Annotated in this window: 11 protein-coding genes and 1 rRNA gene; 3 read left to right on the plus strand and 9 right to left on the minus strand. The window is 42.8% G+C overall.

The features are described 5' to 3' along the window. Positions 1-165: 165 nt before the first annotated feature. Positions 166-280 (plus strand): 5S ribosomal RNA (gene rrf, locus BWD47_RS19575). A 917-nt stretch (positions 281-1,197) separates the two neighbouring features. Here rrf and BWD47_RS19580 read toward each other — a convergent pair. The 8 genes from BWD47_RS19580 to cysG form a co-directional block, all read right to left on the minus strand. Further along, a complete protein-coding gene (locus BWD47_RS19580; RefSeq protein ID WP_075594520.1) occupies positions 1,198-2,460 on the minus strand; it encodes an aromatic amino acid transport family protein in 1,263 nt (420 codons plus the stop codon). Between the two features lie 153 nt (positions 2,461-2,613). Beyond that, positions 2,614-2,805 (minus strand): hypothetical protein, encoded by a 192-nt coding sequence (locus BWD47_RS19585; RefSeq protein WP_036971594.1) that lies wholly within the window; start codon positions 2,803-2,805, stop codon positions 2,614-2,616. Positions 2,806-2,962: 157 nt separating this feature from the next. Then, positions 2,963-3,733: a 3'(2'),5'-bisphosphate nucleotidase CysQ gene (cysQ, locus tag BWD47_RS19590; protein ID WP_074989832.1), complete on the minus strand. Its 771-nt coding sequence runs from the start codon at positions 3,731-3,733 to the stop codon at positions 2,963-2,965. A 3-nt stretch (positions 3,734-3,736) separates the two neighbouring features. Continuing rightward, the gene (gene cysC, locus BWD47_RS19595; RefSeq protein WP_075594521.1) at positions 3,737-4,333 is read right to left on the minus strand and encodes an adenylyl-sulfate kinase; all 597 of its coding nucleotides are present in this window, start codon (positions 4,331-4,333) and stop codon (positions 3,737-3,739) included. A gap of 21 nt (positions 4,334-4,354) precedes the next feature. Further along, positions 4,355-6,082, minus strand: coding sequence for an SLC13 family permease (locus BWD47_RS19600; protein ID WP_036971588.1), 1,728 nt, complete (start codon positions 6,080-6,082; stop codon positions 4,355-4,357). A gap of 32 nt (positions 6,083-6,114) precedes the next feature. Beyond that, complete coding sequence (gene cysN, locus BWD47_RS19605; protein WP_036971586.1) at positions 6,115-7,539, minus strand: sulfate adenylyltransferase subunit CysN; 1,425 nt, start codon at positions 7,537-7,539, stop codon at positions 6,115-6,117. Then, the gene (gene cysD, locus BWD47_RS19610) at positions 7,539-8,438 is read right to left on the minus strand and encodes a sulfate adenylyltransferase subunit CysD (RefSeq protein WP_036971584.1); all 900 of its coding nucleotides are present in this window, start codon (positions 8,436-8,438) and stop codon (positions 7,539-7,541) included. Before cysD ends, cysN begins: the two co-directional genes overlap by 1 nt. 35 nt (positions 8,439-8,473) lie before the next feature. Then, entirely contained in the window at positions 8,474-9,895 is a 1,422-nt protein-coding gene (cysG, locus tag BWD47_RS19615; RefSeq protein WP_036971795.1) for a siroheme synthase CysG, read from the minus strand. Between the two features lie 272 nt (positions 9,896-10,167). Between cysG and deoC the strand changes: the two genes are divergently transcribed. Together deoC and BWD47_RS19625 are read left to right on the plus strand one after the other, a co-directional pair. Further along, on the plus strand, positions 10,168-10,911 hold the full coding sequence (deoC, locus tag BWD47_RS19620; protein ID WP_036971793.1) for a deoxyribose-phosphate aldolase: 744 nt from the start codon (positions 10,168-10,170) through the stop codon (positions 10,909-10,911). Beyond that, the gene (locus BWD47_RS19625) at positions 10,901-11,401 is read left to right on the plus strand and encodes a hypothetical protein (RefSeq protein ID WP_036971583.1); all 501 of its coding nucleotides are present in this window, start codon (positions 10,901-10,903) and stop codon (positions 11,399-11,401) included. Before deoC ends, BWD47_RS19625 begins: the two co-directional genes overlap by 11 nt. A gap of 127 nt (positions 11,402-11,528) precedes the next feature. On the opposite strand, the gene BWD47_RS19630 is transcribed toward BWD47_RS19625, so the two are convergent. Next, positions 11,529-12,671: a CsgG/HfaB family protein gene (locus BWD47_RS19630; protein ID WP_075594522.1), complete on the minus strand. Its 1,143-nt coding sequence runs from the start codon at positions 12,669-12,671 to the stop codon at positions 11,529-11,531. Positions 12,672-12,677: the final 6 nt, after the last annotated feature.

Here is a 12,677-nt window from a genome sequence, read left to right on the forward strand (position 1 = left end):
CAGCGTAACAGACAGAAGTTAGTATACTAAAGTAGATTTTACGATTATCAGATTTCCGAATTTTATGTAGGGTGAACCGCAGCGCTTAATGCGAAATCAGTTCACCTTGCGCAAAGGACTCGTAAGCGCGATGCGCTTTGTCGAGAATCCTTTCCACGCATTTTGCTTGGTGACAATAGCGTTTTGGACCCACCTGATTCCATGCCGAACTCAGTAGTGAAACGAAACAGCGCCGATGATAGTGTGGCATTTGCCATGTGAAAGTAGGACATCGCCAGGCTCCTAATTAAAGAAACCCGTTGCAGCAATGCAGCGGGTTTTTTGCGTTCAGGGCTAAATCGTCCAGTACCATACAGAGATAAAAGACGCATAAGCGCAAGATGAAGAGACGTAGGAGGTACTTTAGTGCCGAAAGTGTCTGATATGCCCTTCACACATAACCACTGACATTCACGGCTAAAGCCGTTCCTACGCTTTATAATCAGATGTTTAATCACGATTCCCATGTTGTTTAATCATGACGACAAGAATGAAAGATTCCCTTAAATTGCTCACTTCGCTTCTGGCTCAAATAACTAGGCGTAGTAGGAGGTACTTTAGTGCCGAAGTATCTGATATGCCCTTCATGCATAATTACTTATATTCACGGCTAAAGCCGTTCCCACACTCTATAATTACGGTTCCCGCGTTGTTTAATCATGATGACAAGATTGAAGGGACTCTAAAATGGGCTACTTCACTTTACGCTAACCTAATTAGCGCGTAGGAGGTACTTTAGTGCCGAAAGTGTCTGATATGCCCTTCATACAACACCCCTGACATTCACGGCTAAAGCCGTTCCTACGCTTCTTAATAACGATGTTTAATCACGATTCCCATGTTGTTTAATCATGATGACAAGAATGAAGGGGTTATTGAATCACTCACTTTACGCTAACCTAATTAGCGCGTAGGAGGCACTTTAGTGCCGAAAGTATCTGATATGCCCTTCATACAACACCCCTGACGTTCACGATGAAAGCCGCTCCTACGCTTCTTAATCACGATGACAGAAGTGCAAGGGGCTCTAAAATGGGTTACGCTAATCCGTCTCTCATTAATGAGCAACACAACAACGCGGTGCTTGACGAATAAATACGAAAAAGCCCAGCAGGTTTCCCCGCTGGGCTTTTATATTTATATATTCAGTACTTACTGTTATTTAATCATGCTGTAAATAAGCGCAAGAACAGCAAGAGAGCCAATAGCTAGCACAAATAAAGTACTTAAGCGGTGCCTGTATTTTTGCAGGCTAGGGACTTTATACACGGCAATCATGGGCATAATGAATAAGATCATGGCGATAATTGGGCCTGATAGCTGGTCCATCATGTCTAAAATACTTGGGTTGATCACCGAGCAATACCAAATAGCGAAGAACATGATAACAGTGCCAATCTTATCAACGAGTTTAGGGTTCATATGTGCTTGCTTACTGACAAGACCATTGAAACTTTCGCGGGCTCCTAAAAAGTGGCCTAAGAAAGATGACGTAATCGCGATAAACGCTACCAACGGGCCTAGTGTGGCAATGAATGAGTTATCAGTAATATTGGCAAGAAACGACAAGATAGAAACGTTTTCGGCCTTAGCTTGCAGCATTTGTTCTGATGATAAAGACAACACACACGAAAATACAAACAGCAATACAAATACGATTAACAATAAGCTGGTGCGCTTCAGAATTGCTTCTGACTTCATTTTAGCATTATTGCCGTAATGAGCTCGCTGTACATGGACAAAACTTGAGATTGCAGCGGCGTGGCTGAATGAGAACACAATAATAGGAATTGATAACCAGAGCGTTTTCATAAAGCCTGAAAATTCAGGAATTGATACGTCAGGCATCTGCCAGCTTGGGATCAAATACAACGATAAGAAAAACAGAATACCGACGAGTGGATAGACCAAAATAGCAAAAGCACGCAACATGAGTGCTTCTCCACCTAGCATTAAGCTAATCATACCACCCACTAAAATGCCTGATAGCAGCACGCGTGGTGGTGATTCCATACCTAATTGATTAACGATAAAGCTGTCTACGGTATTGGTTAGGCCAACGCCATAAATAAGTAAAATAGGAAAGATAGAAAGAAAATATAAAAGAGAAATTAGCCGCCCAGCATTCATGCCAAAGTGCTCTTCTACCACATCGGTAAAGTCAGCATCTGGTTGCTTTGATGATAATACAAAACGAGCTAAGCCACGATGAGCTAAGTAAGTCATAGGAAAGGCTAAGCACGCCATAATCACTAATGGCCAGAACCCGCCTATACCGATATTAATGGGTAAGAATAAAATGCCGGCACCCACTGCTGTGCCAAATAAACTTAATACCCACTGGGTGTCGTGAAGATTCCATTTCGAGTTACTACTTGTTGTCGATGCACTAAACTGCGCAGCATCTTGTTGTGTGTTCATTAGCACTCCACTATTAGAATAATAATTGTCGCGCAGCATATAGAAAAGCAACTAAGAATGCATGTTTTAGCGTTGTATTTAGATAACTATGCTGTAAGGAGAGACTTACAAAAGGAAATGCTGGGCTAGTTGAGTTAAGCCCAGTTGTGGTGTTTACTCTGCTGCTGCAAGTGCGCGGGCTTTTATATCAGCAGCAAATGCTAAGCCTTTTTTAAAGCGAGCTTCAGCAGCTGTGATTTCACTTTCATCGCCATTAGCAGCAAGCACACCTTGTGATAGTGCTTTGTAAAGAGAAGTGATTTGCGCTTGGTAAGCTGCCTCAATGGCTTTTTCAACAGTCGTCATCGTCATTCCTTTAATAGATTAAGAGGGCAAAATATTATCGGAACACAGGCATAAAGGCTAGTTTAACGTTAATTTAGAGAGGGTAAGTTTTGCTGGGTTTCGCTTCGCGTTACCCAGCTTATGTAGTATTTCACTCTATAACATCGACTGCTAAAGACTAGTCCTGTAACGCCGATACTATAAAATACGGATTCAGATATTCTTCTTTACTGTTATACAGCAGTGGACTGCCATCGAGTTTGCTAACCGTTGCTCCTGCTATTTCGGCAATCGCATGGCCTGCGCCTGTATCCCACTCGCAGGTTGGGCCTAAGCGAGGGTAAATATCGGCGCTGCCTTCGGCTACTAAACATAGTTTTAGTGAGCTGCCTTTCGAGACCATTTCTACGTCATCGAATTGTTTTACAAATTCAGCTAGGTCAGGGGAAGGGTGTGAGCGACTGCCAACAACACGAATAAGCCCTTTATTTGGCTTGCGGGTAACTTTAAGTTCGATGCGTTCATCGCCCTTATCTTTAAACGCACCAATGGCGTTGCTTGCAATATATGAGACACCCAATGCAGGTGCGTCGACGACGGCTAAAATAGGCTTACCGTTTTCAATGAGCGCAATATTTACCGTAAACTCACCATTCTTTTTGATGAACTCTTTTGTGCCATCAATCGGGTCGACTAGCCAATAACGTTGCCAGGTTTGACGAACATCCCAGCTAATATCTGCACTTTCTTCACTTAGAATCGGAATGTCTGGCGTTAACTGTTTTAAGCCATTAACAATCACTTTATGAGCTGCTAGATCGGCGTCGGTTACTGGGCTTTCATCGGCTTTGTATTCGACGTTAAAATCTTTTTCGTAAATACCCATAATGGCATTTCCTGCTTGGCGCGCCAGCAGTAAGATTTCTTCTAGCAGTTCCGTATGATTCATGATTTAACCTATAATTTGCTGTTGTTTTAGATACGCTACCAGTTCTTGCACCGATTGGTCTAGGGTGTTTTTGCTCGTATCGATTTTAATTTCGGGTGATGTTGGAACTTGGTAGTCTGAATCAATACCTGTGAAATGCTTAATTTCACCCGCACGTGCCTTTTTATAAAGCCCTTTAGGGTCACGAGTTTCACATACGTCGAGTGGGGTATCTAAAAACACTTCGATGAACTCACCATCATCTACCAAGTTCCTTACCATATCGCGTTCACTTTGGAAGGGTGAAATAAATGCGGTGAGTACCACAAGACCGGCATCGACCATGAGTTTCGCTGTTTCACCTACGCGGCGAATATTTTCAACACGATCTTCATCAGTAAAGCCTAAATCTTTACATAACCCATGGCGTACGTTATCACCATCAAGTAGATAGGTGTGAACACCTAGTTGGTTTAGTGTGTTTTCTAGCGCATTGGCCACGGTGCTTTTACCAGAGCCAGAAAAGCCAGTGAACCATAAAATAGTCGGCTTATGCTTTTTTTGCTCACTACGTTGTGCTTTAGTGATTGCGTAGTTATGCCAAACGATATTCTCATTCATTGTATCTGTTCTCGTTGTTTGTTATTGAAATGGGAAAACCAGTGGTATCAATGTAAGTACCGTAATCGAATAGATAATCGATAAAGGAAGGCCCATGGCAATGTAATCTTTTAAGCGGTAATTTCCCGCACTGTACACCATAAGGTTGGTCTGATAACCAAATGGTGAGATAAAGCTGGCCGATGCACCAAAGGCCACGGCCATAATAAAGGGCAGTGGGGAAACATCAAAGCCAATAGCCAGCGCATACGCAACAGGAAATGAAAGTGCGGCGGCTGCATTGTTGGTAATCAATTCGGTAAACATGACCGTCATTAAGAAGATAGCAATAAATGCCCCGTAAGGGCCAAAGTCACCTAACACATAAAGCATGCCATTCGATATTTCACCAGCTAAACCGGTGCCAATCATGAGTTTGGCGAGTCCAATCGCACTGCCTACAACCGCCAGTAATTCGATAGGGAAGCGACGTTTAACTTCACTGAGCTTAATTGTGCCGCTGAGCATTAGGCCAATGAGTAACACCAATAAGCCTTTTACTAAGGGGACTAAACCGATAATGCTTAACGTTAAAACCCCTGCAAAACTAGCCAACACAATGTTTGATTGCTTTGCTTTTAAATGTGTTTGTAAATCGAGACCCGAAATATAAACAAACTCACGCTTTAAGTTTGGGAGTGTGTAAAATGCTTTACCCGGCGCGAGAATCAAGGAATCACCAGCTTGTAATTGCACTTTACCTAGGCCTCCTTGTAAACGGTCATGACCTCGACGAATTGCAATTACTGCCGCATGAAACTGTTCGCGAAAGCGAATTTCTTTAATCGTTTTGCCAATGTATTTAGAGGAGTGACTCACGACCACTTCAACAAGGTGTTCAACATCTTTCTCGTGCTTGTCATGAACCACTTTTAAGCCATCAAATTGAGTCAGTAAAGGAACAGACTTTATATCGCCGACAAATAATAATACGTCACCTTCTTTGATTACTTGTTTTGGGGTGACGGCACAAATACGTTTGTCACCACGAATGATTTCAGCAAGGAAGAGATCTTTTAATTCACGCAGACCATTTTCTTCAACACTTTTACCAATCAGCTTTGAATCAGCTTCTACTTTGCCTTCTAAGTAAAATGGCACGACTTCTTGGTTATTTTTACCGTTATCGGGTAGGTATTTAAGCATTACAATAATGGTGATCAGGCCCACACTTAATGCGCCTAAACCAACCAGTGTAAAATCAAAAAAACCTAAGGGAGCCATGCCTGCTTCAACAGCAAAACCATTGACGATTAAATTAGTTGAGGTGCCAATTAAAGTAATTGTGCCACCGAGTATTGCGGTGTACGACAAAGGCAGTAATAGTTTTGATGGCGAATGTGTCGGGCTCTCTTTTATGGCACTAATAAGAGATGCCACAACGGCTGTGTTATTAGTAAACGATGACAAAAAGGCGGTCGATAAGCCAAGCTTAGTGACAGAGCTTGTCAGGCTACCTTTTGATAAGGATTGGGCAAGTTTCTGTACCAATGTGGTTTTTTCTACCGCAATTGATACCAATACTAAAAGTATCAGGGTGATTAACGAGGGGTTGGCATAATTAACAAGCATATCCTCAAGGCTAATAAGCCCAGAAAGATAGCTAATTCCAATGGCGCTCACAAATAACCATGCTGGTTTTAATCGTGTGCCAAATAGGCACCCGACTAATACCAGCATAATGCCTGTTAATACCAGCTGTTGATACATGCTTTTTACTTCCTATAACAGGCGAATTGTGATTATTTAAGCTTAGTTATATCAAGCGCTTGCCAATGAGGGAAGTGCTTGCGAACAAGTGCATTAAACTCAACTTCAAAGTCGCTAAAGCCACTTTGTTGCTCTTCAGTGCTTAATAACTGTTCGATCATACCTGCTGCAACCGTTAAATTTGATAGGCGATCGATTAAGATAAATGCCCCTGTTTCATGGTTGTCGTGATACTCATCAGCCAAAATTGTTTCTGTAAGCTCGAGGGTTACAATAGCAATTTCGTTTAGCTGCAGAGAGTCTGCTTGGCCATGTTCTAAGGTATTTACATCAATCGTGTGATCAATTTTTTTCACCACCGCTGAAGTATTTTTGCTGCCTAACTTAAAGTTATAGTTTTTACCTAACACCAAGGGGGATTCATGCATCCACACAAGTTTGGCTTGAATACGGTTTGTTACAGCGGCTTTAGATGCGGCAGGTACAATTACATCACCACGACTGATATCAATTTCGTCGTTAAGCGTTAATGTAACTGCTTGGCCTGCTTCGGCTGTATCAAGGTTCCCATCGAAGGTGACAATCTCTTTGATACTTGAGCTTTTTCCTGATGGTAATACTTTTACGGCATCACCTACACTGAACGTACCTGAAGTGAGTGTTCCTTGGAAACCGCGGAAATCTAAGTTAGGGCGCACAACATATTGCACAGGTAAGCGTGCTTCAAAGCCAGTATCAATTTCAGCCGCAGGGGAATCTTCGAGTAATTCAAGAAGCGGTTTGTCGGTGTAATAAGGTGTATGTTCAGAGCGTACTACAACGTTGTCGCCTTTCAGTGCTGACATAGGTACGAACTTAATATTTGTGACGTTTAACTGCTCTGCAAACTTAAGGTAATCGGCTTTGATTTTCTCATACACGGTTTCGTCAAAATCGACGATGTCCATCTTATTGATAGCAACAACAAATTGTTTAATCCCTAAAGAGTCACAAATAAAGCTATGACGCTTAGTTTGTACCTGCACGCCATAACGTGCATCGACTAGGATAATTGCCACATCGCTGGTTGATGCACCTGTTACCATGTTGCGGGTGTATTGCTCATGTCCAGGCGTATCCGCAATAATGAATTTACGTTTTGCTGTTGAGAAATAACGATACGCAACATCAATCGTGATGCCTTGTTCTCGCTCAGCTTGCAAGCCATCAACGAGTAGGGCTAAGTCAAGCTCTTCACCTGCATTACCAACTTTTTCGTTGTCTTTGTGAAGGGCTGCAAGTTGATCTTCATAAATTTGGTGGCTGTCATGCAGAAGGCGGCCGATTAACGTTGATTTACCGTCATCAACACTGCCACATGTCAGCATACGTAAAAGGCTTTTGTCTTGTTGACGCGCAAGGTAGGCGTCGATGCCTAGCTCTCTTACTTCATTAATCGTGTCGTTAGTTTTAGACATTAGAAATAACCCTCACGTTTTTTCTTTTCCATAGAGCCTGCAGAGTCGTGATCAATCACGCGACCTTCACGCTCAGATGATGTTGATAACAACATCTCTTCAATGATTTCAGTTAATGAGCTGGCGGTTGATTCCACAGCACCAGTAAGTGGATAACAGCCAAGGGTACGAAAACGGACCGACTTCATTTGCGGTACTTCGCCTTCTTCAAGCGGCATGCGCTCATCATCAACCATAATGAGAGTGCCATTGCGCTCAACAACAGGGCGTTCTTTGGCTAAATATAGCGGCACCATTTCAATGTTTTCTTGGTAGATGTATTGCCAAATATCAAGCTCAGTCCAGTTAGATAAAGGGAATACACGAATACTTTCACCCGGGTTAACTTGGCTGTTGTAAGTATTCCACAGCTCTGGACGTTGATTTTTAGGATCCCATCTGTGGTGCTTATCGCGGAAAGAATAAACACGCTCTTTGGCACGTGACTTTTCTTCATCGCGGCGAGCACCGCCGAATGCAGCATCAAAACCATATTTATCAAGCGCTTGTTTTAAGCCTTGGGTTTTCATGATATCGGTATGCTTCGCTGAGCCATGAACAAACGGATTAATATCAATCGCTAAACCTTCAGGGTTTTTATGGACGATTAAATCAAAGCCATATTCTTTGGCTAAACGATCGCGAAACTCGATCATTTCCTTAAATTTCCAGTTGGTATCAACATGCAAAAGAGGAAATGGAATTTTTGCTGGGTAAAATGCCTTACGTGCTAAGTGTAATAACACCGATGAATCTTTACCGATTGAGTAAAGCATAACCGGGTTTTCAAACTCAGCAGCAACTTCGCGCATGATCTTGATACTTTCAGCTTCTAATTGCTGAAGGTGTGTTAAAGCCATTGTTAGTCGTCCTACTAAAATGATTAAAAGTTAAATTACGCTACGCCTGTTAAAGGCTGGGCAAAGCTGCTGGTTTGTGCCGTTTGGCCAAACCAAGCAAGTTGATGATGCAGTGATGCAACTTCGCCAATAATTAATAACGCTGGTGAAATAATACTGTGCCGTGAAATTAAATCGGCTAATTCACCTAGCTGCCCCGTCACGACACGTTGTTCTTTACGTGTGCCGTTTTCAATGATGGCCACTGGTGTATCTGCACCGCGACCATGTTTTAATAATTGTGCTTGGATATGAGGTGACTTAATCACCCCCATATAAATCGCTAAGGTTTGATTAGGTTTAGCAAGCGACTGCCAATCGAGTTCTTGACCCTCTTTTTTACAGTGCCCAGTAACGAATTGGATGGCTTGTGCATGGTCTCTATGTGTTAATGGGATACCCGCATAAGCACTGCAACCGGCTGCAGCAGTAATACCAGGAACAATTTGATAGCGGATCTGGTTGGCAGCAAGCACTTGTACTTCTTCACCGCCACGGCCATAAATGAATGGATCGCCCCCTTTAATGCGGCATACTTTTTTACCCTGTTTAGCAAAATCAACTAACATTTGATTGGTATCTTCTTGTGCCACACTATGATCGCCCAAGCGCTTGCCAACACACACTAAGTCGGCATCGCGACGCACTAGTTCCATAATTTCATCAGACACAAGGTAGTCATACACAACAACATCGGCTTGTTGCATTAATTGCAGGGCTTTTAACGTTAATAGCTCTGGGTCACCAGGGCCTGCGCCCACAACATATACTTCACCTTCGGGCTCAGGCTTGGCTTCGAGTAGTTGCTCTAGTTGCGCCGACGCTGCGGTGGTGTCGCCTGCTTGCACTTTACTCACAACCGATGAATCAAACACACCTTCCCAAAACTGGCGACGGTCGGCGAAATGTTTAAAACGTTGCTTTACTTTGTCGCGAAAACTCCCGACTAAAGTAGCCAAAGGGCCAATATGTTGTGGAATAAGCGTTTCGAGCTTTTCACGTAAGCGACGTGCTAAAACAGGGGCTGTCCCCGCGCTTGAGATAGCAATAGTGATAGGGTCACGGTCAACAATCGAGGGAAAGATAAAACTACACTTAGGTTGATCATCAACGACATTAACGAAAATATTGCGTGCGTTAGCAAGCTCAAAAACCGTGCTGTTAACTGCGTCGTTATCTGTTGCGGCAATAACCAACATTTGTTTATCTAAATGGTGCTCTTGAAATATGTCGTTAATTAGCGTGACTTCACCCGTGTTTGCAAGGGTTATAAGCTCATCACAAAATTCAGGGGCTACTAACGTCACGTGTGCGCGCGCTTTTAAAAATGCGCGGCATTTGCGTAACGCAACATCTCCACCGCCGACTACCAATACGGGCCTGTCGTCTAATTTGGTAAAGATAGGTAAATATTGCACGTTGTTTATACCCCTAAAAAACATCACAGAAACTGCTTATTGCAGACAAGCAGAATATAGTGCGTATTGTTAAGTAAAAAATAATTAAAACCCAATTTATATAACTAAAAGTTATATTGGGTGGTTCTATTTGGCTTAAGACTTAGTTAACAAGGGATTGCGGCGAGTTACAAGAAAATAACTAGGCTTATGGTGATTCGTTATGAGTTATAGCCAGAACATAAAAATTTGCTACTATGGGTCACTATTATGGCAACACAAAAATAAGATTTATGAAAAACATGCAAACAATCGCAGCCCAAGCTGTGGCACTCATGGACTTAACAACCCTCAATGACACCGATACGGCACAAACAATTGAAGATCTTATTGCCAGTATTCAGCCAAAGTTAGGCGTACCTGCGGCGGTGTGTGTTTATAGTCAGTTTGTTAGTGATGCCAAATTAGCGTTGGCAGAGCGTGCGCTAAAGCAAGTAAAGGTGGCCACCGTCACCAATTTTCCAACAGGAGAGCAGCCTTTAGAACAGGTGATAAATGAAACCTTGTTTGCTATTGAGCGTGGCGCTGACGAAATTGATTTAGTGATCCCATACAAAGCCCTTATTGCAGGTGATGAAGAGAAGGTTTTAACGTACGTCAAATCCTCAAAAGATGCCTGCGGCAATAAAGCCGTGTTAAAAGTGATTATCGAAAGTGGCGAATTAACAGATGAGTTAATAACTAAAGCGAGCCAACTTGCGATTGATGGCGGGGCTGATTTTGTCAAAACGAGTACGGGTAAAGTGGCGGTTAATGCAACCTTAGCTGCAACAGAGATAATTTTAACCGCAATTAAAGCAAGCGGTAAAAACGTCGGTTTTAAAGCCGCAGGGGGAGTGAGAACCGTTGCTGATGCCGCTCAATACTTGGCCTTAGCTGAATCTATAATGGGTGAAGCCTATATAAAGCCTAAACTATTTAGGTTTGGTGCTTCGGGGTTATTAAGTGATGTATATGCGACATTAAATGAATCGTGATAGTGAGCAAGAAAAAATAGCCCTTGAGCATGGCGCCGCAAAATTATTTTTGCGCTGTTATGAAAAAGAGTTTGGGATCAAAATGCGCAATATTTGGCATAATACACCAAGTAAGCCTGATGTGAGCTGCTATAAAGGTGAGCAGCGTCTCGATATTGAAATTGCGCATTTATACGCCAGTGAAACAGAGGCGATGGCCGTATTAGGACGGCCCTTGTCAATTGGTATGCAGCGCGACCTTGCTGAGATGGCACTTGAGCCAAGCGATCAGCGTTTACATTGTGCACTGCATCGGTTACTCGCGCAAAAAGCGAAAAAACAGTATGAATCAGAGCATCCATGGTTATTGATCCGTAATGCCAGCACTATTTGGCACTTAGATGATTTTAAGGCCGTGCTCACTCATCTCGATGTACCAAAAGGGCATCCATTCCAGCAAATTTGGTTATTGTGTGACTTTTATCGTGGTGAACTAGTACAAATTTTATAAATGGAAGATGTTAGCAAAAATGAGAATAAACCGTTCAGGGACACCGTCACTCATTTTTGCCAATACAGCCAGTGGTTATTACTGGCTGTATAAGGCTAATTGACGTTATTAAGCTTGGTTACTTCAATTAGTTAAATTTAAACATACTGCCTAAGCTTTCCAGCCCTGATTTATTAGTTTTAGCAATACATTGGGTATTATCGAGTGACTGTTTGGTTTTTTCATCTGCCAAACCTGTGACGGTGAGTTTATTTTCTTGTTGATATTCAGTGAGTGCAATAACCGTTGCGCGATCGTATTTTACATCTTCTGTTTCAAACTCTTCGTAATGAGGTTGGTTTTTTAAGTAGCCCAAGCAGACTAAGTTTAGACGAGACATTGCCAAGTCCATTTTTTCGTAATGGGGCATTCTATGAGTGGGCACTGTGACTGACGGTGTGTTTGCGACGGCGGTTTTTGCGCCAGTTGCTTTTGCTGTCACTCTTAGAGGGGCTGGAGCAGAGTGTCCTGTAGCAATGGTATTATCACTATTGTAGCGATAGTAAGTGCTAGGTACTTTGCTTTCTAAAAACTCGACGGCTTTAACAATCACTTCTCGTAAGGCTTTTTCTTTAGGGGTGTTTGACCATCCGCTGAGATTACCCCCGACGAGTGCGCCGCCAAAGTTAGTGGCTGCTGAGGTGAAGTCAAAGTCCTTACTTCCGCCTTCTACGCTGGTGGCTGCCAGAATACGCGAAGTGCGTGTGTCTATTAAGCGTAGATCAATTGCCATATGCGAGCCTGAGAAGCCTGCCGATACCGAGCTAAACACATCACCAATAAAGCCGCCACTGCCAACACTGGCACCTGAGCTGTCGTCATCAAATTCGGTTACTGCGGCCACAACCACAATTTCAGCTCCTTCAATTTCACCGTAAGCCGCCCCCGATGCAGCGCTTACTCTTCCAGATACCGCTAAATCTTGCTCTGACAAGACGGCATCAAGTGCTTGACGCTCTAATACAATAAAACGGTTCGTACTGACCAGCGCAGTCGTTAATTGATCAGCCATGCCTTCACCAATTTCTTTTCGCCACCATCGTGAATCATTTGATTTATCAGTAAAGCGCGCCACGGCAATACGTGCTTTTGGACCGTTATACTGTTGCTGTGCTACTTCATTCACATTTGGACTGTTTTGATTTGTTGTTGAAGTTGTTGTGCTTTGGCATGCGCATAATGCAGCACTGAGTAAGGCCACCGTAATTATAGGGTATTTTTTAGCGAACATTTGATT

The sequence above is a fragment of the Pseudoalteromonas sp. PAB 2.2 genome (genome assembly GCF_001938575.1).
Taxonomy (GTDB): domain Bacteria; phylum Pseudomonadota; class Gammaproteobacteria; order Enterobacterales; family Alteromonadaceae; genus Pseudoalteromonas; species Pseudoalteromonas lipolytica.

Bases quoted from the DNA above. Each gene is read 5' to 3' on its own strand.
- BWD47_RS19585 (WP_036971594.1), bottom strand. From the start codon at position 2,805: ATGACGACTGTTGAAAAAGCCATTGAGGCAGCTTACCAAGCGCAAATC.
- deoC (WP_036971793.1), top strand. From the start codon at position 10,168: ATGAAAAACATGCAAACAATCGCAGCCCAAGCTGTGGCACTCATGGAC.
- cysD (WP_036971584.1), bottom strand. From the start codon at position 8,438: ATGGCTTTAACACACCTTCAGCAATTAGAAGCTGAAAGTATCAAGATC.
- BWD47_RS19600 (WP_036971588.1), bottom strand. From the start codon at position 6,082: ATGTATCAACAGCTGGTATTAACAGGCATTATGCTGGTATTAGTCGGG.
- BWD47_RS19630 (WP_075594522.1), bottom strand. From the start codon at position 12,671: ATGTTCGCTAAAAAATACCCTATAATTACGGTGGCCTTACTCAGTGCT.
- cysC (WP_075594521.1), bottom strand. From the start codon at position 4,333: ATGAATGAGAATATCGTTTGGCATAACTACGCAATCACTAAAGCACAA.
- cysN (WP_036971586.1), bottom strand. From the start codon at position 7,539: ATGTCTAAAACTAACGACACGATTAATGAAGTAAGAGAGCTAGGCATC.
- cysQ (WP_074989832.1), bottom strand. From the start codon at position 3,733: ATGAATCATACGGAACTGCTAGAAGAAATCTTACTGCTGGCGCGCCAA.
- BWD47_RS19580 (WP_075594520.1), bottom strand. From the start codon at position 2,460: ATGAACACACAACAAGATGCTGCGCAGTTTAGTGCATCGACAACAAGT.
- BWD47_RS19625 (WP_036971583.1), top strand. From the start codon at position 10,901: ATGAATCGTGATAGTGAGCAAGAAAAAATAGCCCTTGAGCATGGCGCC.